This window comes from Burkholderia aenigmatica, assembly GCF_902499175.1.
In the GTDB taxonomy this organism is placed as follows: Bacteria; Pseudomonadota; Gammaproteobacteria; order Burkholderiales; family Burkholderiaceae; genus Burkholderia; species Burkholderia aenigmatica.
The window spans coordinates 87915-112192 of sequence record NZ_CABVQC010000014.1 but is presented as its reverse complement, the minus strand read 5'-3'; the positions used below and the strand labels follow the sequence as shown (position 1 = coordinate 112192).

Annotated in this window: 20 protein-coding genes; 16 read left to right on the top strand and 4 right to left on the bottom strand. The window is 65.7% G+C overall.

Translation table 11 applies throughout. The annotated features are described in order from the left end of the window. Positions 1–94: 94 nt before the first annotated feature. From BDO18943_RS12780 to lexA, 3 genes are read right to left on the bottom strand one after another with little or no spacing between them, the layout of a single operon-like run. On the bottom strand, positions 95–814 hold the full coding sequence (locus tag BDO18943_RS12780) for a DUF2939 domain-containing protein (protein WP_175022565.1): 720 nt from the start codon (positions 812–814) through the stop codon (positions 95–97). A 27-nt stretch (positions 815–841) separates the two neighbouring features. After that, the gene (locus BDO18943_RS12775; RefSeq protein WP_043182727.1) at positions 842–1177 is read right to left on the bottom strand and encodes a hypothetical protein; all 336 of its coding nucleotides are present in this window, start codon (positions 1175–1177) and stop codon (positions 842–844) included. 26 nt (positions 1178–1203) lie between these two features. After that, positions 1204–1851 (bottom strand): transcriptional repressor LexA, encoded by a 648-nt coding sequence (gene lexA / locus BDO18943_RS12770; RefSeq protein WP_009689103.1) that lies wholly within the window; start codon positions 1849–1851, stop codon positions 1204–1206. A 264-nt stretch (positions 1852–2115) separates the two neighbouring features. On the opposite strand from lexA, the gene BDO18943_RS12765 reads away from it, so the two are divergent. The 16 genes from BDO18943_RS12765 (at position 2116) to BDO18943_RS12690 (ending at position 23197) form a co-directional block, all read left to right on the top strand. Beyond that, complete coding sequence (locus BDO18943_RS12765; RefSeq protein WP_175022564.1) at positions 2116–3153, top strand: sulfate ABC transporter substrate-binding protein; 1038 nt, start codon at positions 2116–2118, stop codon at positions 3151–3153. Positions 3154–3275: 122 nt separating this feature from the next. Then, the gene (gene cysT / locus BDO18943_RS12760; RefSeq protein ID WP_043182731.1) at positions 3276–4169 is read left to right on the top strand and encodes a sulfate ABC transporter permease subunit CysT; all 894 of its coding nucleotides are present in this window, start codon (positions 3276–3278) and stop codon (positions 4167–4169) included. Further along, entirely contained in the window at positions 4166–5116 is a 951-nt protein-coding gene (gene cysW / locus BDO18943_RS12755) for a sulfate ABC transporter permease subunit CysW (protein WP_089450424.1), read from the top strand. The genes cysT and cysW overlap by 4 nt, the downstream gene beginning before the upstream one ends. A 13-nt stretch (positions 5117–5129) precedes the next feature. After that, entirely contained in the window at positions 5130–6188 is a 1059-nt protein-coding gene (locus BDO18943_RS12750) for a sulfate/molybdate ABC transporter ATP-binding protein (protein ID WP_175022563.1), read from the top strand. A gap of 78 nt (positions 6189–6266) precedes the next feature. Continuing rightward, positions 6267–7193, top strand: coding sequence for a CysB family HTH-type transcriptional regulator (locus tag BDO18943_RS12745; protein WP_043182737.1), 927 nt, complete (start codon positions 6267–6269; stop codon positions 7191–7193). Positions 7194–7670: 477 nt separating this feature from the next. Next, entirely contained in the window at positions 7671–8057 is a 387-nt protein-coding gene (locus tag BDO18943_RS12740; RefSeq protein WP_175022562.1) for a DUF805 domain-containing protein, read from the top strand. Positions 8058–8334: 277 nt separating this feature from the next. Next, positions 8335–9285, top strand: coding sequence for a sugar ABC transporter substrate-binding protein (locus tag BDO18943_RS12735; protein WP_043182740.1), 951 nt, complete (start codon positions 8335–8337; stop codon positions 9283–9285). A 145-nt stretch (positions 9286–9430) separates the two neighbouring features. Next, on the top strand, positions 9431–11044 hold the full coding sequence (locus BDO18943_RS12730; protein WP_175022561.1) for a sugar ABC transporter ATP-binding protein: 1614 nt from the start codon (positions 9431–9433) through the stop codon (positions 11042–11044). Further along, complete coding sequence (locus BDO18943_RS12725; protein ID WP_175022560.1) at positions 11041–12060, top strand: ABC transporter permease; 1020 nt, start codon at positions 11041–11043, stop codon at positions 12058–12060. The genes BDO18943_RS12730 and BDO18943_RS12725 overlap by 4 nt, the downstream gene beginning before the upstream one ends. Positions 12061–12095: 35 nt before the next feature. Next, positions 12096–13127, top strand: coding sequence for a LacI family DNA-binding transcriptional regulator (locus BDO18943_RS12720; protein ID WP_011351902.1), 1032 nt, complete (start codon positions 12096–12098; stop codon positions 13125–13127). Next, on the top strand, positions 13124–14059 hold the full coding sequence (gene rbsK / locus BDO18943_RS12715) for a ribokinase (protein WP_175022559.1): 936 nt from the start codon (positions 13124–13126) through the stop codon (positions 14057–14059). Before BDO18943_RS12720 ends, rbsK begins: the two co-directional genes overlap by 4 nt. A gap of 268 nt (positions 14060–14327) precedes the next feature. Further along, on the top strand, positions 14328–16115 hold the full coding sequence (locus BDO18943_RS12710) for a methyl-accepting chemotaxis protein (RefSeq protein WP_175022558.1): 1788 nt from the start codon (positions 14328–14330) through the stop codon (positions 16113–16115). 551 nt (positions 16116–16666) lie between these two features. Next, positions 16667–18589: a PrkA family serine protein kinase gene (locus tag BDO18943_RS12705; RefSeq protein ID WP_043182748.1), complete on the top strand. Its 1923-nt coding sequence runs from the start codon at positions 16667–16669 to the stop codon at positions 18587–18589. 125 nt (positions 18590–18714) lie between these two features. Next, a complete protein-coding gene (locus BDO18943_RS12700) occupies positions 18715–19983 on the top strand; it encodes a YeaH/YhbH family protein (RefSeq protein ID WP_011351906.1) in 1269 nt (422 codons plus the stop codon). After that, positions 19980–21659, top strand: a complete 1680-nt coding sequence (locus BDO18943_RS12695) for a SpoVR family protein (RefSeq protein ID WP_175022557.1) — start codon at positions 19980–19982, stop codon at positions 21657–21659. The genes BDO18943_RS12700 and BDO18943_RS12695 overlap by 4 nt, the downstream gene beginning before the upstream one ends. Before the next feature lie 233 nt (positions 21660–21892). Continuing rightward, positions 21893–23197 (top strand): MFS family transporter, encoded by a 1305-nt coding sequence (locus BDO18943_RS12690; protein WP_175022556.1) that lies wholly within the window; start codon positions 21893–21895, stop codon positions 23195–23197. A 71-nt stretch (positions 23198–23268) separates the two neighbouring features. Here the strand turns inward: BDO18943_RS12690 and BDO18943_RS12685 are convergent, their stop codons facing one another. After that, the gene (locus tag BDO18943_RS12685) at positions 23269–24198 is read right to left on the bottom strand and encodes a LysR family transcriptional regulator (RefSeq protein ID WP_175022555.1); all 930 of its coding nucleotides are present in this window, start codon (positions 24196–24198) and stop codon (positions 23269–23271) included. Between the last annotated feature and the right edge of the window lie 80 nt (positions 24199–24278).

Sequence of the window (24278 nt, the reverse complement as noted above, 5' to 3'; positions counted from 1 at the left end):
AATGATTCGATGACTGCCTGACCGGCGAACCGCGCCGGTCAGGGGTCGCGCCACGTCAGTGGCGCGGGCGTCGGCAGTGGCCAGCCAAGACCGGTCAAGCGTGCAGGTCGATCGCCGACAACTTCCACGAGAACAGGCCGAAGCGGTGGAATATCGCCGCGTAGCGCGTGCCGTCGGCACTGCGCTGGTAGGTCACGACGAATTCGTCGATATTCCGGTAGCCGGCGCTGGTTTGCTGCTGGTGCGGCGAATGCGTTGCATCGGCCGGGCTGGCCGGTGCGGCAGCGGCGGGTGGTTGCGATGACGCAGCCGTAGCGGCTACGTTGCTGCCCGGAGTCGCAGCGCTCGCCGGTGCCGGATTGGCCGATGGTGCGGTCGGCGCATTGCCCGGTGCATTGCCGCCTGGCGGCAGATTCGACCATTCCGGTGGACGCTCACCCGGATTGCCACGCGGCGGCAACCCGCTCATCAGCGCGGCCACGCCCTCCGGGGTCGCGTACGCATCGACCAGCGGGCCGATCAGCGCAGACCCGATCAGCGCGCCGATCACCGCAAACGGATTGTTCTTCTTCACCGCGTCGATCCGGCGCATCAACTCTTCCGTGACCTGCTGCTTCAGGCTGATGCGCAGCGACGGAAAATCGACATATTCACTGATGGCCTGCGCATCGCGCGCATCGATCGCCGATTTCAGGCGACCGAGCGCGACGTACGGCGACGCGTAGGCATAGCCGATCGCCGCAATGATGGCGACGGCCAGCACGACGATCAGCAGGGGCTTGAGCCGCCAGGCGCGGCTCGACGATCCGGTCACGTTGCCTCCGGTGCGGGGATTCCGCAATCAGAGACCGCCTGGCGTGGCCGATCGTTCCTCTGCGATGCAGCGATCGATCATCCGGCACACGGCATCGATCGTGCCGACCATGATCAGGCGCGAACGGCCGTGATAGACGCGCACCGGTGCGCGGCGTGCGGGTTCTGCGTGATTCAGGCCGGCGTTCAGCGATACCCGCGCGAAAGCGGGGAGCGCCGACGGCAGCAGGGACGCCTGCCGTTCGACTGCGACTTCTTCTTGCACAGGCGCCGCCGCGGACAGCGGTGCGCAGGGCGTGCGGCCGCGCAGGTGACGCAGGCGACCGAATTGACGGAAAGGCAGCAGACGGGAAAGGCGTTCCATGATGTTCTCCTCAGCGAGACGGAATGTCAGAGTTCGCCCGAGCGGATCAGCCCGACGGCGATGCCTTCCAGCGCGAATTCCGCGCTGCCGGCCTTGACGAAGATGTTTTCGTAATCCGGGTTCTCCGCGATCAGCTCGAGACCGCCCGGCCGGCGCATCAGGCGCTTGACCGTGACGTCGTCGCCGAGACGCGCGACGATGATCTGGCCGTCCTTCGCTTCCGTGCGCTTCTGCACGGCGAGGAGGTCGCCGTCGAGGATGCCGGCGTCGCGCATCGACAGGCCGCGCACTTTCAGCAGGTAGTCGGGCTTGCTGGAGAACAGCGCGGGATCGCACGCGTAATGCTGCGAGATGTGCTCCTGCGCGAGGATCGGGCTACCGGCCGCGACGCGGCCGACGAGCGGCAGCGACAGCTGCATCAGGCCGGCGTGCGGCAGCGTGAACTGGTGCGGGGCGTCGTCGATGCCGAGCAGGCGGATGCCGCGCGACGCACCGGCGGCCAGCTCGATCACGCCTTTGCGGGCCAGCGCGCGCAGGTGCTCCTCGGCCGCGTTCGGCGAGCTGAAGCCCAGCTCGGCCGCGATCTCGGCACGGGTGGGCGGGAATCCGGAGCGCTCGATCGCGCGGCGGATCAAGTCGAACACTTGCTGCTGACGGGCGGTGAGTTTGGTCATGGCTGAACTGTATGGATAGACAGTGAGCTGTATTTTTATACAGTAGTTCGCGAATTTCAAGTGTTACGTGAGGTTCGACGCGATCACGCCGGTTCCGGCGTGATTTCGCGACGTCCGGACGCCGGTTCATCTGCCGCAACCGTCCATCCCGTCTGCGTTAGCACTTTTGAGTATTAAAAAATGAGGAACGATTATTTTTAATCATGTAACCCGTTCGTTAGACTGGCCCGACATCGCAATACCGACAACACTGGAGAACCAAGGATGGGCAAGCGCAATACGGGGCTGGTGGGCGGAGTGGGCCGCCTGATCGCAACACTCGCGCTGGGCGCGGCGGCGGCGCTGGGCGTCGCGACGCATGCGCAGGCCGATACGACTTTCCTGAACGTGTCGTACGACCCGACGCGCGAGCTGTATCAGGACTTCAACCAGGCGTTCGGCAAGGAGTGGAAGGCCAAGACGGGCGAGACGGTCAACTTCAAGCAGTCGCACGGCGGTTCGGGCGCGCAGGCGCGCTCGGTGCTCGACGGCCTGCAGGCCGACGTCGTCACGCTGGCGCTGGCGTACGACATCGACGCGCTCGCGAACAAGGGGCTCGTCAACAAGGACTGGCAGAAACGCCTGCCCGACAACGCGTCGCCGTATACGTCGACGATCGTGTTCCTGGTGCGCAAGGGCAATCCGAAGGGGATCAAGGACTGGGACGACCTGACCAAGCCGGGTATCTCGATCGTCACGCCGAATCCGAAGACGTCCGGCGGCGCGCGCTGGAACTACCTGGCTGCCTGGGCGTACGCACTGCACAAGCCGGGCGGTAACGAGCAGACGGCGAAGGAATTCGTCACGAAGCTCTACAAGAACGCGGGCGTGCTCGATTCGGGCGCGCGCGGCGCGACCACGAGCTTCGTGCAGCGCGGGATCGGCGACGTGCTGATCGCATGGGAGAACGAGGCGTTCCTGTCGGTCAAGGAGTTCGGTACCGACAAGTTCGAGATCGTCGTGCCGTCGGTGAGCATCCTGGCCGAACCGCCCGTCGCGGTGGTCGACAAGGTGGTCGACAAGAAGGGAACGCGCAAGCTGGCCGAGGCGTACCTGAACTTCCTGTATAGCCCGCAGGGCCAGGAGATCGCGGCGCGCAACTACTACCGGCCGCGTTCGAAAAACGTGGCGGCGGAGCTGACGAAGCAGTTCCCGAAGCTGAAGCTGTACACGGTCGACGATACCTTCGGCGGCTGGACGAATGCGCAGAAGACGCATTTCGCGGACGGCGGCGTGTTCGACTCGATCTACAAGCCGCAGTAACGCCATAACGACAGCGGTGCGCCACGACAGCGCGCCGCATCCCCGACGGCCCGCCGGCGCAATGCATCGCGCCGGCGTTTGCGTCGGACCCGTGAGCAGCAACGACCCAGCAAGAGCATCCGATGACGACGTACACCTTTCGCAAGCCGAGCGCGCTGCCCGGTTTCGGCGTGACGCTAGGCATCACGGTGGCCTATTTGAGCCTCGTGGTGCTGATTCCGCTCGCCGCCACGTTCCTGAAGACCGCGACGCTGTCGTGGGACCAGTTCGTCACCGCCGTCACGTCGCCGCGCGTGCTCGCGTCGTACCGGCTGACGTTCTTGTCCGCCCTCGGCGGCGCGCTGATCAACGCCGTGTTCGGCTTCCTCGTCGCGTGGGTGCTCGTGCGCTACACGTTCCCGTTCAAGCGCCTCGTCGATGCGATCGTCGACCTGCCGTTCGCGCTGCCGACGTCGGTCGCCGGCATTTCGCTCGCGGCCGTCTATGCGACCAACGGCTGGGTCGGTCAGTATCTCGCACCACTCGGCATCAAGATCGCGTTCACACCGGCCGGCGTGCTGGTCGCGCTGACCTTCATCGGGCTGCCGTTCGTCGTGCGCACGGTGCAGCCGGTGCTCGAGGATTTCGAGCGCGAGCAGGAAGAGGCCGCCGCGTGCCTCGGCGCGTCGCGCTGGCTGACGTTCCGCCGCGTCGTGCTGCCGGCGGTGCTGCCGGCGCTCCTCACCGGGTTCGCACTGGCGTTCGCGCGCGCGCTCGGCGAATACGGCTCGGTGATCTTCATCGCCGGCAACGTGCCGATGAAATCCGAGATCACGTCGCTGCTCATCATCACGAAGCTCGAGCAGTACGACTACGCGGGCGCGACCGCGCTCGCGGTCGTGATGCTCGTCGTGTCGTTCCTGATGCTGCTGCTGATCAACACGCTGCAGTGGTATCTGCAGCGCCGCACGAGCAAGGGCGCGAGCGGTCCCGCGCCCGCCACCGTCACCGCCGTCGCAGCAGGAGGCCAGCAATGAGCCAGGAGGCCACCGTCGTGCTGAAAACCCCGTCTTCGGCTGCGCAAGGGCGCGCCGCAAAGCGGCTCGACCCCGTCAGCGAGTCGCGTGTCGTGCGCTGGCTGCTCACGGGCATCGCGCTGGCGTTTCTTGCGTTCTTCCTCGTCGTGCCGCTTGCCGCGGTGTTCGTCGAGGCGCTGCGCAAGGGCATCGGCTTCTATCTGGAATCGCTCGCCGACCCCGATGCGTGGGCGGCGATCAAGCTGACGCTGACCGTCGCTGCGATCGCCGTGCCGCTGAACCTCGTGTTCGGCGTGTGCGCGTCGTGGGCGATCGCGAAGTTCGAGTTCCGCGGCAAGGCGTTGCTGACGACGCTGATCGACCTGCCGTTCTCGGTGTCGCCGGTGATTTCCGGCCTCGTCTACGTGCTGCTGTTCGGCGCGCAGGGCTGGCTCGGGCCGTGGCTGCAGGATCACGACGTGCAGATCATCTTCGCGGTACCGGGCATCGTGCTCGCGACGATCTTCGTCACGTTCCCGTTCGTCGCGCGCGAACTGATTCCGCTGATGCAGGCGCAGGGCACCGACGAGGAAGAAGCCGCGCGCGTGCTCGGCGCATCGGGCTGGCAGATCTTCCGTCGCGTGACGCTGCCGAACGTGAGGTGGGGCCTGCTGTACGGCGTGATCCTGTGCAACGCGCGCGCGATGGGCGAGTTCGGCGCGGTGTCGGTCGTGTCCGGCCACATTCGCGGCGTGACCGACACGATGCCGCTGCACGTCGAGATCCTGTACAACGAATACAACTTCGCGGCGGCGTTCGCGGTGGCGTCGGTGCTGGCGCTGCTCGCGCTCGTCACGCTCGCGCTGAAGCTGCTCGCCGAGCGCCACCTGGCCGCCGAGCTGGCCGGCGCGCGCGACACCGCTCCCGCACATGCCGGCCCCGTCGCCGTCGTTTCGTCGAAATCGTAAAGAGGCAACCAGAATGGGTATCACCGTCCGTCACCTTCAGAAGCGCTTCGGCGATTTCACGGCGCTCGACAATGTATCGCTCGATTTTCCGCCCGGCGAACTGGTCGCGCTGCTCGGGCCGTCCGGCTGCGGCAAGACCACGCTGCTGCGCGTGATCGCGGGCCTCGAGCACGCGGATGCGGGGCAGGTCGTGCTGCAGGGGCTCGACGTCGCGTCGGTCGGCGCGCGCGAGCGCCAGGTCGGTTTCGTGTTCCAGCACTACGCGCTGTTCCGCCACATGACGGTATTCGAGAACGTTGCGTTCGGGCTGCGCGTGAAGCCGCGCCGCGAGCGGCCGTCGGAAAGCGTGATCCGCGACAAGGTGCACGAGTTGCTGAAGCTCGTGCAGCTCGACTGGCTCGCGCAGCGCTATCCGTCCGAGCTGTCGGGCGGCCAGCGCCAGCGCATCGCGCTGGCCCGCGCGCTCGCGGTCGAGCCGAAGGTGCTGCTGCTCGACGAACCGTTCGGCGCACTTGACGCGAAAGTCCGCAAGGAACTGCGCGGCTGGCTGCGTCGTCTGCACGACGACCTGCACATCTCGACGATCTTCGTCACGCACGATCAGGAAGAGGCGCTGGAAGTCGCGGATCGCATCGTCGTGCTGAACCGCGGCCACGTCGAGCAGGTCGGCAGCCCGCAGGACGTCTACGATCATCCGCAGAGCGCGTTCGTCTACGAGTTCCTCGGCGCGGCCAACCGGTTGCCGGGCACGGTCGCCGGGCGCGGCTTCGTCGCCGAGGGCGCAGCCGCGCCGATCGAGGTCGACGCCGATTTCGCGGGCCCCGCGAATGCGTACGTGCGGCCGCACGACCTGCAGCTGTGGCCGGTGGGCGAAGGGCACCGCGACGGCATCGCAGTGGACGTGCGCCGTGTGATCCCGCTCGGCGGTTCGGTGCGCGTGGAGCTCGAGGCGCGCGCAGGCGGCGCGCTCGAAGCCGAACTCGACCGCGACGCGTGGCGTGCGCTGTCGCTGCAGGTCGGCGACGGCGCGACGGCCGTGCCGCGCGCGGTGCGCGTATTCCCCGCGCGCTGACGCGCGGGTGCAGGGCAGGAGGGGGCGGGTGCCGCTCCGATTACACAAGCAAACAACGACAGCCTAAGAGGCATACCCATGAATTTTCAGCAACTGCGCTTCGTGCGCGAAGCGGTGCGCCAGAACATGAACCTGACGGAAGTCGCGAACGTGCTGTACACGTCGCAGTCGGGCGTGTCGAAGCAGATCAAGGATCTCGAGGACGAGCTCGGCGTCGACATCTTCATCCGGCGCGGCAAGCGGCTGACGGGGCTCACCGAGCCCGGCAAGGCCGTGCACCAGCTGATCGAGCGGATGCTGCTCGATGCCGAGAACCTGCGCCGTGTCGCGCGCCAGTTCGCCGACCAGGACAGCGGCCACCTCGTCGTCGCAACGACCCACACGCAAGCGCGCTACGCGCTGCCGAAGGTGATCCGGCAGTTCACCGAGGTGTTCCCGAAGGTGCATCTCGCGCTGCGCCAGGGCAGCCCGCAGCAGATCGCGCAGATGATCCTGAACGGCGAGGCCGATCTCGGCATCTCGACCGAGGCGCTCGACCGCTACCCGGACATCGTCACGTTCCCGTGCTATTCGTGGCACCACACGGTGGTCGTGCCGAAGGATCATCCGCTCGTCGGCCGCGAGAACCTCACGCTCGAGGAAATCGCCGAGTACCCGATCATCACGTACGACCAGGACTTCACGGGCCGTTCGCACATCGATCAGGCGTTCACGCAGGCGGGGGCCGTGCCCGACGTCGTGCTGACCGCGATCGACGCGGACGTGATCAAGACCTACGTCGAACTCGGGATGGGGATCGGCGTTGTCGCGGCGATGGCCTACGATCCGCAGCGCGACACGGGGCTCGTCGCGCTCGACACGCAGCACCTGTTCGAGGCGAGCACGACGCGGGTCGGGCTGCGCAAGGGCGCGTTCCTTCGCGCCTATGCGTACCGGCTGATCGAGATGTTCGCGCCGCACCTGAACGAAGCGGAAATCGCGGGGCTGTTGCGCGAAGCCGTTTGACGACAGCGCGCCGCGCGCCGTCCCTGCGCGGGTTGTCATGCATTGGGCGGCGGCACGCGATCTGCCGCCGCCTTGGCGGTTCGATTCACCGAATCATCGACCGCCATCGCGGTTTCCAGTCCGATTCATCCCCCCACGCGGCGAGCGAGATGCGGTCGCCTGCCGGCACACCATCAACACTGCACGTTCGAGCGCCCCGTTTCGGGTGCGGTCATCTGCCATACCGGGCGACCCGTTTCCACACGGATGTGATTCAATGCGCGTGAATGCCGGCGGACGGATGTCGAGGCGACCCCTCGGCCACGCACCTGACCGATAGGCCCGCACAGCGGTGCAATGCAACGCGCCGGAACGAACCGCTGGACGCATGACCGACAGTCGGTTCGCATTCATGGAACCATGCGCGCGGATTGCCGGCTCCGACACACTCGGCGACATATTGCGCAGTACGCAACACACGTGACGAAGCGCTAAACAATGAATCTGAAATGGTTTCTCTTTTCCTTCGAAGGCCGAATCGGGCGCCTGCCGTGGTGGATCTACGCGCTGGCTTACGCTTTGCTGTGCGCGTTTTTCGATGCGGGTTCGCGCGGCTCGTCGACTGACGATTTGCCACTGCTTGTGGTGCTGGTGGGTGTCGTCATCGCGGTCATCGCGGTGTGGTCGTCGATTGCGGTCGGCGTGAAGCGGCTGCACGACATCGACAAGTCGGGATGGTGGATGCTGTTGTTGTTCGTTCCGATCGTCGGCTCGCTCGCATTGTTCGTGATGAACGGCTTCATCGCCGGCACGCCGCAGGCGAACCGGTTCGGCGAGCCGCCGTCGGTTGATGAAGACGTGCCGGCGCCGCATGATCCGGCGTGACACGCGCTCCGAATAAACCCTTAAATATTGATCAGACAGGTTGCGCGCCGACACGAATCGGTACAGCATAGCCTTCACTCCGCCGGCGTCCCGCCGGCGGTGGCGTGTCAACGACAGCACGCGTCAGGCAGTCGGCCGTCTGCCTCGCTTCCATTCCGTGGTACCGACAGCAGCATCGATGGCCGTTGTCCGGGTAGTGTGGCGCAAACGTTTGCTCACATTAAAACAACAGTCAAACAATTGTCCGGCCCTTGGGGCCAGTCGCCAGGAGATGTGTATGAATGTCCTCTTTCGCCGTCGCTTCCTGACCGCCGCGCTCGCCGCCGTCGCGGTCGCCGCCGCACCGGCCGTCCACGCGCAATCGACGGCCAAGCCGAAGGTCGCGCTCGTGATGAAGTCGCTTGCCAACGAGTTCTTCCTGACGATGGAAACGGGCGCGAAGGAATACCAGAAACACAACGCGAGCCAGTTCGACCTGATCACCAACGGCATCAAGGACGAGACCGACACCGCGAACCAGATCCGCATCGTCGAGCAGATGATCGTGTCGAAGGTCGATGCGATCGTGCTCGCGCCGGCCGATTCGAAGGCGCTCGTGCCGGTCGTGAAGAAGGCGGTCGACGCGGGCATCATCGTCGTGAACATCGACAACCGGCTCGACCCCGACGTACTGAAATCGAAAAACCTGAACGTGCCGTTCGTCGGCCCGGACAACCGCAAGGGCGCGCGCAAGATCGGCGATTACCTCGCGAAGCGGCTGAAGGCGGGCGATCAGGTCGGCATCGTCGAAGGCGTGTCGACCACCACCAACGCGCAGCAGCGCACGGCCGGCTTCCAGGACGCGATGAAGGCGGGCGGGATGAAGGTCGTGTCGGTGCAGTCCGGCGAATGGGAGATCGACAAGGGCAATGCGGTCGCGGCCGCGATGCTGAACGAATACCCGAACCTGAAGGCGCTGCTGTGCGGCAACGACAACATGGCGATCGGCGCCGTGTCGGCCGTGCGCGCGGCCGGCAAGCAGGGCAAGGTGCTCGTGGTCGGCTACGACAACATCAACGCGATCAAGCCGATGCTGAAGGACGGCCGCGTGCTCGCGACCGCCGATCAGTACGCGGCGAAGCAGGCGGTGTTCGGCATCGACACGGCGCTCAAGGCGATCGCCGAGCATCGCAAGCAGGCCGACATGTCGGGCGTGGTCGAGACGCCGGTGGATCTCGTGACGAAGTGATGCAGCTCCGATGCGGCCGCCGCCCTCAAGAATTTGGCGCGGCGGCCGTTATCCGGGGTGAGCGCGATCACGGCCACTGCATGCACATGCACTTGTGAGCGTCACACCCGCGCGCCGCGTGCGCGCGGCCGCAACCAGGATCGCGATGGACCCGACCTTCCAACCCTCCCGCGCAGCCACTCCCGTGCTGTCCGTATCCGGCATCGGCAAGACCTATGCCGAACCCGTGCTCGCCGACGTCACGCTGACGCTCGAGCCGGGTCACGCGCTTGCGTTGACGGGCGAGAACGGCGCAGGCAAGAGCACGTTGTCGAAGATCATCGGCGGGCTCGTCGAACCGACCACCGGCACGATGCAGCTCGGCGGCCAGCCGTATGCACCGGCGAGCCGGACCCAGGCCGAAGCGCTCGGCGTGCGCATGGTGATGCAGGAGCTGAACCTGCTGCCGACACTGACGATCGCCGAAAACCTGTTCCTGAACCGCCTGCCGCAGCGCTTCGGGATCATCGATCGCGCGCGACTGCGCGACGATGCGCGGGCCGCGATGGCACAGGTCGGGCTCGATACGGTCGATCCCGATACGCCGGTGGGCGCGCTCGGCATCGGCCATCAGCAGATGGTCGAGATCGCGCGTAACCTGATCGGCGACTGTCGCGTGCTGATTCTCGACGAACCGACCGCGATGCTGACCGCGCGCGAAGTCGAGCTGCTGTTCGACCAGATCGACCGGCTGAAGGCGCGCGGCGTCGCGATCGTCTACATTTCGCACCGGCTCGAGGAGCTCGCGCGCGTCGCCGAGCGGGTCGCGGTGCTGCGCGACGGCCGGCTCGTCCATGCGGGCGACATGGCGGCGACGACGTCCGACGGGCTCGTCACGCTGATGGTCGGGCGCGAGATCGGCGAGCACATCGATCTCGGCGAGCGCCGTATCGGTGCGCCGCGGCTCGTCGTGTCGGGCCTTACCCGCGGCACGGCGGTGCGCGACGTGTCGCTCGAAGTCCGCGCGGGCGAGATTTTCGGCATCTCCGGGCTGATCGGCGCGGGACGCACCGAGCTGCTGCGGCTGATATACGGCGCCGATACGCCGGATGCGGGGACGATCGCGGTCGGCCAGCCGCTGAAGCCGGCGCGGATCGGTTCGCCCGTCGAGGCGGTGAAGCACGGCATCGCGCTGATCACCGAGGATCGCAAGGGCGAAGGGCTGCTGCTGTCGCAGTCGATCACCGCGAACGTGTCGCTCGGCCAGCTCGACCGGCTCGCGCGCGGCGGCATCGTCGACAGCGCGCGCGAAACGGCGCTCGCCGAGCAGCAGATCGACGCGCTGCGGATCCGCACGCACGGTGCGTCGCAGGCGGTCGGCGAGCTGTCGGGCGGCAATCAGCAGAAAGTCGTGATCGGCCGCTGGCTCGCGCGCGACATGGGCGTGCTGCTGTTCGACGAGCCGACCCGCGGGATCGACGTCGGCGCGAAGTTCGAGATCTACACGCTGATGGGGGCGCTCGCGCGCGAAGGCCGCGCGCTCGTCGTCGTGTCGAGCGACCTGCGCGAGCTGATGCTGATCTGCGACCGGATCGGCGTGATGTCGGCCGGCCGCATGACCGCCGTGTTCGAGCGCGGCAACTGGACCCAGGATGCGCTGCTGGCCGCGGCGTTCGCCGGCTTCGGCCGCGAGACGCCGCCGGGCGGCACACGGCATCCGGACGCGGGGCAGGCGCCAGGCGCCGCTCCGGGCACTTCGACGACAGGACGACAGCCATGACCCAGCCTCCCGTAACCCCGACCGACGCACGCGCGCAGCAGGACGTGACGGGGCGACGCGCGCGCACGCTGTCCGGCACGCGGCTCGGGTTGTCGAACTATCTCGGGCTCGCCGGCGCGCTCGCCGCGATGATCGTGCTGTTTTCGGTGCTGAGCTCGCATTTCCTGACCTACGACACGTTCAGCACGATCGCGAACCAGATTCCCGATCTCGTCGTGATGTCGGTCGGGATGACCTTCGTGCTGATCATCGCCGGGATTGACCTGTCGGTCGGCTCGGTGCTCGCGCTCGCCGCGTCGATGGTCAGCGTCGCCGCGCTGAAATGGCAGTGGGGGCCGCTGCCGGCCGCGCTGATCGGCATCGCGGTCGCAGCCGTTACGGGCGCGCTGACGGGCGCGGTCACGGTCGGCTGGCGGATTCCGTCCTTTATCGTGTCGCTCGGCGTGCTGGAGGCCGCGCGCGGCGTCGCGTACCAGCTGACGAATTCGCGCACGGCGTATATCGGCGACGCGTTCGATTTCCTGTCGAACCCGATCGCGCTCGGCATCTCGCCGGCATTCCTGATCGCGGTCGCGGTGATGATCGCGGCCCAGTTCGTGCTGACGCGCACCGTATTCGGACGCTATCTCGTCGGGATCGGCACGAACGAGGAAGCCGTCCGACTTGCAGGGGTTAACCCCCGGCCGTATAAAATTCTCGTATTCGCACTGATGGGCGCGCTCGCCGGGCTCGCGTCGCTGTTCCAGATTTCGCGGCTCGAGGCGGCCGACCCGAACGCGGGCGTGGGCCTCGAACTGCAGGTGATCGCGGCCGTCGTGATCGGCGGCACGAGCCTGATGGGCGGGCGCGGCTCGGTGATCAGCACGTTCTTCGGCGTGTTGATCATCTCCGTGCTGGCCGCGGGGCTTGCGCAGATCGGTGCGAACGAACCGACGAAACGGATCATCACCGGCGCGGTAATCGTGGTGGCAGTCGTGCTCGATACGTATCGCAGCCGGCGCACACGCGTGCGGTAGAAAGACAGACAGAACAGACCAGAGAGAAACGGGAAATGGCGACGATCAAGGATGTGGCGGCCATGGCGGGCGTGTCGTTTACGACCGTCTCGCACGTGGTGAACAATTCGCGGCCGGTGTCCGCGGATGTGCGTGCGAAGGTCGAGGGCGCAATCCGCGAGCTGAATTACGTGCCGTCGGCCGTGGCGCGCTCGCTGAAGGCGCGTGCGACGGCGACCATCGGCCTCGTCGTGCCGAACAGCACGAATCCGTACTTCGCGGAGCTTGCGCGCGGCATCGAGGATCAGTGCGCGGCCAACGGCTATTGCGTGTTCTTCTGCAACTCGGACGACGATCCGGTGAAGCAGCGCAACTACCTGCGCGTGCTGCAGGAAAAGCGCATCGACGGGCTGATCGTCGCATCGGCCGGCGAGGATGCGGTGCTCGCGCAGACGCTCGCGGATATTCACGCGCCGCTCGTCGTCGTCGACCGCAACATCGAGGGGCTCGCGGCCGATCTCGTGCAGATCGACCACGAGCGCGGCGCGTACCTGGCGACGCGGCACCTGCTCGAGCTCGGGCACGCGAAGATCGGCTGCATTACGGGGCCGACCGACACGGCCGTCAGCGCGATGCGCGTGCACGGCTTCATCCGCGCGATGGCCGAGCGCGGGGTCGACATCGTGCCGGGCGCGATCGCGGAGAGCGACTTCTCGTGCCTCGGCGGTTATCACGCGGCGTCGCGGCTGTTCGAATCGGTGCGGCCGAGCGCGATCTTCGCGGGCAACGACCTGATGGGTGTTGGCGCACTGCGCGCGGCGGCCGAGCGCGGCATGCGCGTGCCCGACGACTGCTCGATCATCGGGTTCGACGACATCGAATTTTCCCGCTACACGTATCCGGCACTGTCGACGGTCGGCCAGTCGGTGCGCGCGCTCGGCGAAATGGCCGCGCAGACACTGATCGAGCGGATCGGTGGCGGCTCGACGGCCGTGCCGAGCCGCCGCCGCGTCGTATCGCCGCGCCTCGTGCTGCGTGAATCGACAGCGATCTACCGCGAGCCGCCGGCCTCCGGCGGTCGCGCATGACGGCGCTCGCACCGGGCGCCGGCCGTGTGACGGTGGTCGGCAGCCTCAACATGGATCTCGTCGTGCGCGCGCCGCGTCTGCCGTTGCCGGGCGAAACGCTCGCCGGTCACGCGTTCGCGCAGGCGGCGGGTGGCAAGGGCGGCAACCAGGCCGTCGCCGCTGCGCGGCTTGGTGCGCAAGTCGCGATGATCGGCTGCGTCGGCGCGGATGCGCATGGCGCGGCCCTGCGCGCGGGCCTCGAAGCCGAGGGGATCGATTGCGCGGGGCTCGCGACGAGCGCGTCGGCATCGACCGGCGTTGCGCTGATCGTTGTCGACGATGCGAGCCAGAACGCGATCGTGATCGTCGCGGGCGGCAACGGCGAGGTCACGACCGATATGGTCGCGCAGCACGAGGCCGCACTGGCGTCGGCCGACGTCGTTATCTGCCAGCTCGAAACGCCACCGGACGCGGTGTTCGCAGCGCTGTCGGCCGGGCGTCGGCTCGGCCGCACGGTGGTGCTCAATCCGGCCCCGGCCGTCGCACCGCTGCCGGACGGCTGGCTGCCGCTCGTCGATTACCTGATCCCGAACGAGGTCGAGGCCGCCGCGCTGACCGCGCTGCCCGTGCGCGACCCGGCGGAGGCGGAAGCCGCCGCGCGGGCGCTGCAGGCAAGCGGCGCGCGCAACGTGCTGGTCACGCTGGGCGCGCGCGGCGTGCTGGCGCTGACGGCCGATGGTGCGGCGCGGCATTATCCGGCGCCCACCGTGCAGGCCGTCGACACGACGGCGGCCGGCGATACCTTCATCGGCGGCTTTGCCGCGCAGCTCGCGGCCAGCGCGGACGTCGACACGGCCATCCGCTTCGCGCAACGCGCAGCGGCACTGTCGGTCACGCGAGCGGGCGCGCAGCCGTCGATTCCAACGCTAGCCGAACTGGCCGATAGGGCCTGATCGCCCATCGCGGCCGGCTCGTCGCCAACGACGGCCGGCCGGGCGCCGCGACGCCCGCCGGCAGTGGAGGGCCTTCCATCTCCTGGTTTCCCGAACACACGCGAGACGCGCATTATTCATTCAGCTATTTGTAATAAACAGACGAATAATTCGAAAAAATAGCGAGATCGCCATCAAGTTGTGCGGTGCACGGTCGTAAATGCACCGGGTGAAGCAGTGCTTCGAGCCAACGGGCCGGGCCCGTTCATGACGCAACACAGGATGGATGATGGTGTTCAGGAACCTGACGATTCGCGCGCGCATCGGTTTGACGATGGCATTTCTGGCGGTGCTGCTGGGTGTAACCGGCGTGCTCGGGGTGTACGGCATGACGCGCTCGAACGACTCGACGCGCGATATTTTCACGAACCAGATGCCGAGCGCGGTCGATGTGGCGATGGCGGAAATGTATGCGGCGCGCGAGCGTCTTGCGCTCGACCGCGCGGCGCTGCTGGCCGGCACGCCCGATGCGGCGGCCGCCGTCGAGCGTAGCCGCGCGATGCGCACGCAGGCCGACGCGTGGTGGCAGAAATACCTGGCGCTGCCGCGCGGGCCCGAGGAGGATCGGCTCGCGCAGGACGTCGTCGCGAAGCGCGAGGCGATGCAGCACGGCTGTGACGCGTTCGCGAGCGTCCTTGGCGCGGATCAGCGCGATCGCATCGGCGACGGCGCCAAGCAGCTCCAGGTGCTCTACAACGACCTCGCGGTGGCCAGCGAGGCGCTGCGCAACTTCCAGTTCACGGATGCGCAGGTGAGCTTCAATCATGCGGAGTCGGCGTTCGACACGCTGCGCGTGCTGTCGATCGTCGCGCTCGTGGCCGGGATCGGCGCCGCATTGATGTCGTGGTTGACGCTGAGCCGCGCGATCGGCCGTCCGATTGCCGACGCGCTTGCACATTTCGACGCGATTGCCGCCGGCGACCTGCGCCGGCCGATCGTCGTGGACCGGCATGACGAGATGGGCCAGCTTCTCCAGGGCCTGGGCAAGATGCAGCGCGGGCTCGTCGACACGGTGCGCACCGTGCGCGGCGGCAGCGAGTCGATCGCGACCGCGGCGCGCCAGATCGCGGCCGGCAACATCGACCTGTCGTCGCGCACCGAGGAGCAGGCCGCAGCGCTGCAGGAAACCGCATCGAGCATGGAACAGCTGACCGGCACCGTGAAACAGAACGCGGACAATGCACGCCAGGCCAGCTCGCTGGCCGCGAATGCGTCGGAGATTGCAAACAAGGGCAATACGGTGGTCGGCCAGGTGGTCGGCACGATGGGCGAGATCAACGACAGCTCGGCGAAGATCGCGGACATCATTGCGATCATCGAGGGAATCGCGTTCCAGACCAATATTCTTGCGCTGAATGCAGCGGTCGAAGCCGCGCGGGCAGGCGAGGAAGGCCGAGGTTTCGCGGTCGTCGCGGGTGAGGTGCGCAGCCTGGCCCAGCGCTCGTCGACTGCGGCCAAGGAGATCAAGGTGCTGATCGACGCGTCGGTGGAGCGCATCCGGTCGGGTTCCACGCTGGTCGACGAAGCGGGGCGCACGATGAGCGACGTGATCGGTGCGGTGCAGCGCGTGACGGACATCATGGGCGAGATCGCAGCGGCGTCCGAGGAGCAGAGCGGCGGGATCGACCAGGTGGCGCGCGCGGTCGCACAGATGGACGAGGTCACGCAGCAGAATGCGGCGCTCGTCGAGGAAGCCGCGGCTGCCGCACAGTCGCTCGACGAACAGGCCGGGCGCCTGCGTGAAACAGCGGCGGTATTCCAGCTCGACGACGACACGTCACGCCCGGGCGCCGCAGCGCCGGTTGCGGTGCGTCACGCGCCGCGTGCGCCTTCCGTCGCGGTTGCCATGCCCGTCCAGACTGACGTTGCGCAACGCGCAACTGCTGTGCGCGACGATCGCGATGCGCCGCCGAAACGCGTGGCCGCGGTGGCGCCGATGCGCAAGCCCGTCGCTGTCGCTGCTGCGCCCGCGCAGTCGGCCGTGACCGCGGACGCGGATGACTGGGAGACCTTCTGATTCGCGCGTGCCGCGCATCTATCCCCATTTGGTGACGAACGACGCCCGCGATATGCGGGCGTCGTCGCTTCTGCGGCGGAGAAATGTGACAGGCGATGTGCATGAATGACGATCGTGCATCGTCGCGTGCATCGCGTGCCCTGCATCGCCGGACGCGTGCACAGCTGCACGTGACGTTCCCGCATCCGTCGTACGGGTATCTCCGTAAGGGCGCTGCGAAAAAAATTTGTAACGGCGCGCGCAACGTGTCGTCGCAAACGGCTGCTCGAACGTATAGGGATGAAGGGGGGAAGTGACGACGTCGGATGTGTCCAACGCACAAGACGTTCCGTCGTTCGACGAGACGTGACGGATGCAGTTTCTGCGGCTCGGGAGATCGATTGTAAAACGATGAAATGTGTTGTCCAAGCGGTGTTGTCGAGAATGACGAACTTCATACGAAGAGTTCGTGAAAAAAAATAAGAAAGGGTTTAGGATGAATTCGAACGCGCTTGCTTCTGCGCAGTCGTACGAAGGCAGGCACGTCTTCAGACTCAGGCGAGGGAGGTAGCATGGATATTTACAGCAGCTTCGCGAACCGCTTCGAAAAAACGCGAGAGGAAGAGCTCTCGCTGGAGGAGTATCTCGCGCTCTGCAAGAACGATCCATCCGCGTACGCGACGGCTGGTGAACGCATGCTGGCAGCAATCGGGGAACCTGAACACATCGATACCCGCAACGAGCCGCGCCTGTCGCGGATCTTTGCGAACAAGGTCATCAAGGTCTATCCGGCATTCCGTGAGTTCTACGGAATGGAGGAAGTGATCGAGCAAGTGGTCGCGTATTTCCGTCACGCTGCGCAAGGGCTCGAAGAGAAGAAGCAGATCCTCTATCTGCTGGGTCCGGTGGGCGGCGGCAAGTCGTCGATCGCCGAGCGTCTGAAGCAACTGATGGAGCGCGTGCCGTTCTATTCGCTGAAGGGTTCGCCCGTCAACGAATCGCCGCTCGGGCTGTTCGACTACGACGAAGACGGCCCGATCCTCGAGGAACAGTACGGCATTCCGCGCCGCTACCTGAAAAACATCCTGAGTCCGTGGGCCGTCAAGCGGCTGCACGAATACAACGGCGACATCCGCCAGTTCCGCGTGGTGCGCCGCTATCCGTCGATCCTGCGGCAAGTCGGCATCGCGAAGACGGAGCCGGGCGACGAGAACAACCAGGACATCTCGTCGCTGGTCGGCAAGGTCGATATCCGCAAGCTCGAACAGTACGCGCAGGACGACGCCGACGCATACAGCTACTCGGGTGGCCTGTGCCTGGCGAACCAGGGCCTGCTCGAGTTCGTCGAAATGTTCAAGGCGCCGATCAAGGTGCTGCACCCGCTGCTCACTGCGACGCAGGAAGGCAACTTCAAGGGCACCGAGGGCTTCGGCGCGATTCCGTTCGACGGGATCATCCTCGCGCACTCGAACGAGTCGGAGTGGAAGGCGTTCCGCAACAACCGCAACAACGAGGCACTGCTCGACCGGATCTTCGTCGTGAAGGTGCCGTACTGCCTGCGCGTATCGGAAGAGACCAAGATCTACGAGAAGCTGATCCGCAACTCGTCGCTGGCCGAGGCCGTGTGCGCGCCGGGCACGCTGAAGATGATGTCGCAGTTCTCGGTGCTGTCGCGCCTGCACGAGCCGGAGAATTCGAGCCTGTTCTCGAAGATGCAGGTGTATGACGGTGAAAACCTCAAGGACACCGATCCGAAGGCGAAGTCGTACCAGGAATACCGCGACTACGCGGGCGTGGACGAAGGGATGACGGGCGTGTCGACACGCTTCGCGTTCAAGATCCTGTCGCGCGTGTTCAACTTCGATTCGAGCGAGGTCGCGGCCAACCCCGTGCACCTGATGTACGTGCTCGAACAGCAGATCGAACGCGAGCAGTTCCCGCCGGAAACCGAGCAGAAGTACCTGTCCTTCGTGAAGGACGTGCTCGCGTCGCGCTATGCGGAATTCATCGGCAAGGAGATCCAGACGGCCTACCTCGAGTCGTATTCGGAGTACGGCCAGAACATCTTCGACCGCTACGTCACGTATGCGGACTTCTGGATCCAGGACCAGGAATTCCGCGATCACGATACGGGCGAGAGCTTCGACCGCGCCGCGCTGAACGCGGAGCTGGAGAAGATCGAGAAGCCGGCCGGCATCAGTAATCCGAAGGATTACCGCAACGAGATCGTGAACTTCGTGTTGCGTGCGCGGGCGGCGAATGCCGGCAAGAACCCCGTGTGGACGAGCTACGAGAAGTTGCGCGTCGTGATCGAGAAGAAGATGTTCTCGAACACCGAGGAACTGTTGCCGGTGATTTCGTTCAACGCAAAGGGTTCGGCGGAGGAACAGCGCAAACATGAGGACTTTGTGAACCGGATGGTCGCGAAGGGCTATACGCCGAAGCAGGTGAGGCTGCTTTGCGACTGGTACCTGCGCGTGCGCAAGTCGTCATGACGCGCGCGGTACCGCGCCCGTACGGCGTCGCCGTACGGGTGTTTTCAGAGACGCCGCCCGCATGACGGGAGACGGCATGTGCGGCGAGCGTCCCGGCATATCGACTTTCGAGCGGGAGACCGGGAGTGCTTCATCAAATCATCGACCGCAGGCTGGCCGGCAAGAACAAGAGTATCGCCAACCGCGAACGCTTTCTGCGTCGCGTCAAGAACTACATTCGTCGTGCCGTGTCCGACGCGGTGCGCGACCGTAGCATCAAGGATATCCAGAGCACGCAGAGCATCACGATCCCGCGCAAGGACATCGCGGAGCCGAATTTTCGGCACGGCCCTGGCGGACGTCGTGAATACGTGCACCCCGGCAACGAGGACTACGTACGCGGCGACAAGATCCCGCGTCCGCAGGGCGGCTCGGGCGGGGGAGGCAGTCAGGCGAGCAACGAGGGCGAAGGGCAGGACGACTTCGTGTTCGAGTTGTCGCGCGACGAGTTCATGCAGTACTTCTTCGACGATCTCGAACTGCCGCGCCTCGTGAAGACGCACCTGCTGACGGTGCCGAGCTGGAAGAACGTGCGCGCGGGCTGGTCGGCGGAAGGCACGCCGAACAACATCGACGTCGTGCGTTCGCTGCGCAGCGCGCTCGGGCGTCGCATCGCGCTCGGCTCGCCGCTCGTCAACGAGCTGCGCGAACTCGAGGCCCAGCTCGAGGCGATGAAGAGCGATCCGGAAGACCGGCGCGCGGAGATCGCGGTGCTCGAGGCCGAGATCCATCACCTGAAGGGGCGCATCTGGCGGATTCCGTTCATCGATCCGTTCGACCTGCGCTACATCAACCGCGTGAAGCAGCCGCAACCGTCGAGCCAGGCCGTGATGTTCTGCCTGATGGACGTGTCGGGTTCGATGGACGAGCAGCGCAAGGATCTGTCGAAGCGCTTCTTCATCCTGCTCTACCTGTTCCTCAAACGGAACTACGAGCGCATCGAGGTCGTGTTCATCCGTCACCACACGCGCGCCGAGGAAGTCGACGAAGATACCTTCTTCCATTCGACCGAGAGCGGCGGCACGGTGGTGTCGAGCGCGCTCGAGCTGATGCGCAAGGTGATGAACGAGCGCTACTCGCCGACCGAGTGGAACATTTACGGCGCGCAGGCGTCCGACGGCGACAACTGGACGGACGATTCGCCCAAGTGTCGCAAAATCCTGGAAGAGGATATCCTCACGAAGACGCGTTACTTCGCGTATATCCAGGTCGCGCCGGAAGAGCAGAACCTGTGGCTGGAATACGCGCAACTGGCCCTGTCACAGCCGCATCTCGCGATGAAAAAAGTGGAATCGGCTGCCGACATTTACCCGGTGTTTCGCGAATTGTTCGAAAAGCAGGTGGAAATGTCATGACGACCCGCCATCTGCACAACGAGTCGCGCGGCTATGCGCCGCGCCCTTCCGGTGACGACACGGCCGGTCCTGCCGCATCGCAGCAACGCGGGCAGGCCGAACCGTCGCCGCCGGCCGCCGACTTGCCCGGCCCAGGGCAAAAGGAAGCGCGTATGAACGTTGCCGAACGCAAGCCGTTGCCGTGCCCGTCCGACTGGACGTTCGAACTGCTCGAGGAATACGACACGCACATCTCGCAGGTCGCGGAACAATACGAGCTCGACATCTATCCGATCCAGCTCGAACTGATCAGCGCCGAACAGATGATGGACGCGTATGCGTCGGTCGGGATGCCCGTCAACTACCGTCACTGGTCGTTCGGCAAGCACTTCCTGTCGACGGAGAAGAGCTACCGTCGCGGCCAGATGGGGCTCGCTTACGAAATCGTCATCAACTCGAACCCGTGCATCGCGTATCTGATGGAAGAGAACACGATGACGATGCAGGCGCTCGTCATCGCGCACGCGGCGTACGGGCACAACTCGTTCTTCAAGGGCAACTACCTGTTCCGGCTGTGGACCGACGCGCACGCGATCATCGACTATCTCGTGTATGCGAAGAACTACGTCGCGGAATGTGAAGAGCGCTACGGGCTCGACCGCGTCGAGGAACTGCTCGATTCGTGCCATGCGCTGATGAACTACGGCGTCGACCGCTACAAGCGGCCGCAGAAGCCTTCGCTGTCGAAGGAGGCGGCGCTGCGGCGCGAGCGCGAGGCGTACCTGCAGTCGCAGGTGAACGAACTGTGGCGCACGCTGCCGGGCAAGAAGCCCGAGCAGATGGAAGAGCAGGAAGACCGCTATCCACCGGAGCCGCAGGAGAACCTGCTGTATTTCGCGGAGAAGAATGCACCGCTGCTCGAACCGTGGGAGCGGGAAGTGATCCGCATCGTGCGCAAGATCGGCCAGTATTTCTACCCGCAGCGGCAGACGCAGGTGATGAACGAAGGCTGGGCGACGTTCTGGCACTACACGCTGCTGAACACGCTGTACAACCAGGGGAAGCTGGAAGACGGCTTCATGATGGAGTTCCTGCATTCGCACAGCAACGTGGTCTACCAGCCGCCCGTCACGAAGCCGTACTACAGCGGGATCAACCCGTACGCGCTCGGTTTCTCGATGATGAGCGACATCCGGCGGATCTGCGAAGCGCCGACGGAAGAAGACTACAAGTGGTTTCCGGAGATCGCGGGCACCCCGTGGCTGCCGGCGATGCACTACGCGATGCGCAACTTCAAGGACGAGAGCTTCATCGCACAGTACCTGTCGCCGAGCCTGATCCGCGACATGCGGCTGTTCTCGGTGCTCGACGACGACATGCGCGATTCGCTCGAGGTGTCGGCGATCCACGACGATTCGGGCTACCAGTACGTACGGCAGGCGCTGTCGAGGCAGTACGACATCCATCACCGCGAGCCCAACATCCAGGTGTGGGCGGTGAACACGCGCGGCGACCGCAGCCTCACGCTGCGCCACTTCATGACCGACAACCGCCACCTGTCGAACGACAGCGACGAGGTGCTCAAGCATATGGCGCGGCTCTGGCAGTTCGACGTGTTCCTGGAAAGCGTCGACGAGGCCGGTACCGTGCGCAAGCGCTACGAGTGCCGCTACGTGCCGCCGGAGGTCCGGATCTGAACCTCGCCGGCAGAAAGTTTGCATCGGACGCCAGCCTTGCGGCTGGCGTTTTCATATGACGAACGCGTGGCAGGAGAAAAATTTTCTACATCCGGACGAACCCGGAGAGCCTGTTACTTTACATTTCGCTAAAATCCTGTAGCGCCGTGCGCCGGAACCGGTGCCACGTGCGATCGCACGCGGCGGCCCCCAGCCGTCTCGCCCAGAAAGCACTAAAAGGAACTGACCAATCCATGGACGTCCAGACCGACCAAGCTGCGCTGTCCGCGCATGACACCCGGCGACGCGTGTTCGCCATCGTCGGCGCCTCGTCGGGCAACCTCGTCGAGTGGTTCGACTTCTACATCTATTCGTTCTGTGCGCTGTACTTCGCGCCGGCGTTCTTCCCGAGCGGCAACACGACGACGCAGCTGCTGAACACGGCCGGCGTGTTCGCGGCCGGCTTCCTGATGCGTCCGATCGGTGGCTGGCTATTCGGCCGCATCGCCGACCGCCACGGCCGCCGCAACGCGATGATGATCTCGGTGCTGATGATGTGCGGCGGCTCGCTCGTGATCGCGGTGCTGCCGACCTATGCGCAGATCGGCGCGCTCGCGCCCGCGCTGCTGCTGGTCGCGCGGCTGTTCCAGGGGCTGTCGGTGGGCGGCGAATACGGCACGAGCGCGACCTACATGAGCGAGGTGGCACTGAAGGGCCGCCGCGGCTTCTTCGCGTCGTTCCAGTACGTGACGCTGATCGGCGGCCAGCTGTGCGCGCTGCTCGTGCTCGTGATCCTGCAGCAGACGCTGTCGGCCGGCGAACTGAAGGCGTGGGGCTGGCGCATTCCGTTCGTGGTCGGCGCGGCGGCCGCGCTGATCTCGCTGTACCTGCGCAAGTCGCTCGATGAGACGTCGACGACCGCATCGCGCGACAAGAAAGACGCGGGCACGATCCGCGGCGTGTGGCAGCACAAGGGCGCGTTCTTTACGGTGGTCGGCTTCACGGCCGGCGGCTCGCTGATCTTCTACACGTTCACGACGTATATGCAGAAGTACCTCGTGAACACGGCCGGCATGCATGCGAAGACGGCCAGCAACGTGATGACCGTCGCGCTGCTCGTCTACATGCTGATGCAGCCGGTGTTCGGCGCGCTGTCCGACAAGATCGGCCGTCGCACGTCGATGATCCTGTTCGGTACGTTCTCGGTGATCGGCACGGTGCCGCTGATGCATGCGTTGAAGGACGTGACGAGCCCGGTGACTGCGTTCGTGCTGATTACGATCGCGCTCGCGATCGTCAGCTTTTACACGTCGATCAGCGGGCTGATCAAGGCCGAGATGTTCCCGCCGGAAGTGCGCGCGATGGGTGTCGGCCTGTCGTACGCGGTCGCGAACGCGATCTTCGGCGGCTCGGCTGAGTACGTTGCGCTGTGGTTCAAGTCGATCGGCAGCGAGGAAACCTTCTACTGGTACGTGACCGTGCTGTGCGCGATCTCGCTGCTCGTGTCGTGGCTGATGCGCGACCCGAGCAAGGAAGGGTATCTGCGTCACGAGCCGTGATCGGCCGCGCAGTGTGCGCATCATGACGAACGTCCCGCCAACCGGCGGGACGTTTTTTTTGCGGCGTGCGATTACGCGGGTGGTGGCGGTGCGTGGTCGGGCGCCGGACCGGATGCGCTCGACAGGCGGCCTTGCTCGACCAGCCATTCGAACATCCGCTCGACGATCGGCGAACGCGACGGGCCTTCCATGCGCGACAGCCACCACGTGGTGCCGGGCAGGCGCGGGTAGCCGGCGAGCACGGTCAGGGTGCGCTGGTCGATGCCCGCCTGCGCGACGAGCCGCGGCAGGCAGGCGATGCCGCGGCCGCGCAGCACGGCGTCCAGCACGAGCCGCTGGTCGTCGTAGATCGCATGCATCCGGAATGCCGACAGCCGCTCGCGGAACACGGTCGCCAGGCGCTCGTCGGTCAGGCTGGCTTCGAGACAGATGACTCCCGCATGCTGCGGGTGCTCGTCGCGCGGTACGCGTTCGAGTTGTTCCGCCAGCGGCGTCGCGCACACCGTCACCCATTCGTCGCGCATGAACGGGATATCCAGCAGGCCGGGCTGCAGCATCGGCCGCGTGCCGATCGTCATGTCGACGTCGATCTCGTCGACGTAGCGCGCGGTTTCGTCGGTCGACAGCAGCGGGCACAGGTCGGGCAGGACCTGCTGCAACTGCTCGAGGCGCGGCTGCAGCCAGCCGTGCAGCAACGGCGCGGGACACACCAGCACGACCAGCCCCGGATTCAGGTAGGTCGCGATGCGGTCGAGGCCGCCGCGCAGCGTGTCCATCGCGCGCTGCACGCTGCGCTGCAGGACCTCGCCGGCGATGGTCAGTTCGACACCGCGACCGCGCCGGCGGAACAGCGGCTGCCCGAGCTGCGCTTCGAGCTGCTGGATCTGATGGCTGATCGCCGATTGCGACAGGTGGAGCTCGTCGGCCGCGCGCGAGAAATTACCCAGCCGGGCTGCGGCTTCGAAGCCGGTCAGCAGTTTCAGGGACGGAACGCGTTGCATCGAGGTATGAGATGAATTGATTGATTCGGCCAATAAATATCAATATTCATCAAGTTTAACCTGACGCACAATCGGCCATC

Excerpts from the sequence above, each read along its gene's own strand:
- BDO18943_RS12745 (WP_043182737.1), top strand. The coding sequence starts at position 6,267 with ATGAATTTTCAGCAACTGCGCTTCGTGCGCGAAGCGGTGCGCCAGAAC.
- BDO18943_RS12690 (WP_175022556.1), top strand. The coding sequence starts at position 21,893 with ATGGACGTCCAGACCGACCAAGCTGCGCTGTCCGCGCATGACACCCGG.
- BDO18943_RS12685 (WP_175022555.1), bottom strand. The coding sequence starts at position 24,198 with ATGCAACGCGTTCCGTCCCTGAAACTGCTGACCGGCTTCGAAGCCGCA.
- BDO18943_RS12710 (WP_175022558.1), top strand. The coding sequence starts at position 14,328 with ATGGTGTTCAGGAACCTGACGATTCGCGCGCGCATCGGTTTGACGATG.
- BDO18943_RS12725 (WP_175022560.1), top strand. The coding sequence starts at position 11,041 with ATGACCCAGCCTCCCGTAACCCCGACCGACGCACGCGCGCAGCAGGAC.
- BDO18943_RS12740 (WP_175022562.1), top strand. The coding sequence starts at position 7,671 with ATGAATCTGAAATGGTTTCTCTTTTCCTTCGAAGGCCGAATCGGGCGC.
- BDO18943_RS12750 (WP_175022563.1), top strand. The coding sequence starts at position 5,130 with ATGGGTATCACCGTCCGTCACCTTCAGAAGCGCTTCGGCGATTTCACG.
- BDO18943_RS12705 (WP_043182748.1), top strand. The coding sequence starts at position 16,667 with ATGGATATTTACAGCAGCTTCGCGAACCGCTTCGAAAAAACGCGAGAG.
- BDO18943_RS12730 (WP_175022561.1), top strand. The coding sequence starts at position 9,431 with ATGGACCCGACCTTCCAACCCTCCCGCGCAGCCACTCCCGTGCTGTCC.
- BDO18943_RS12695 (WP_175022557.1), top strand. The coding sequence starts at position 19,980 with ATGACGACCCGCCATCTGCACAACGAGTCGCGCGGCTATGCGCCGCGC.
- BDO18943_RS12735 (WP_043182740.1), top strand. The coding sequence starts at position 8,335 with ATGAATGTCCTCTTTCGCCGTCGCTTCCTGACCGCCGCGCTCGCCGCC.
- lexA (WP_009689103.1), bottom strand. The coding sequence starts at position 1,851 with ATGACCAAACTCACCGCCCGTCAGCAGCAAGTGTTCGACTTGATCCGC.
- BDO18943_RS12765 (WP_175022564.1), top strand. The coding sequence starts at position 2,116 with ATGGGCAAGCGCAATACGGGGCTGGTGGGCGGAGTGGGCCGCCTGATC.
- rbsK (WP_175022559.1), top strand. The coding sequence starts at position 13,124 with ATGACGGCGCTCGCACCGGGCGCCGGCCGTGTGACGGTGGTCGGCAGC.
- BDO18943_RS12720 (WP_011351902.1), top strand. The coding sequence starts at position 12,096 with ATGGCGACGATCAAGGATGTGGCGGCCATGGCGGGCGTGTCGTTTACG.
- cysT (WP_043182731.1), top strand. The coding sequence starts at position 3,276 with ATGACGACGTACACCTTTCGCAAGCCGAGCGCGCTGCCCGGTTTCGGC.
- BDO18943_RS12775 (WP_043182727.1), bottom strand. The coding sequence starts at position 1,177 with ATGGAACGCCTTTCCCGTCTGCTGCCTTTCCGTCAATTCGGTCGCCTG.
- cysW (WP_089450424.1), top strand. The coding sequence starts at position 4,166 with ATGAGCCAGGAGGCCACCGTCGTGCTGAAAACCCCGTCTTCGGCTGCG.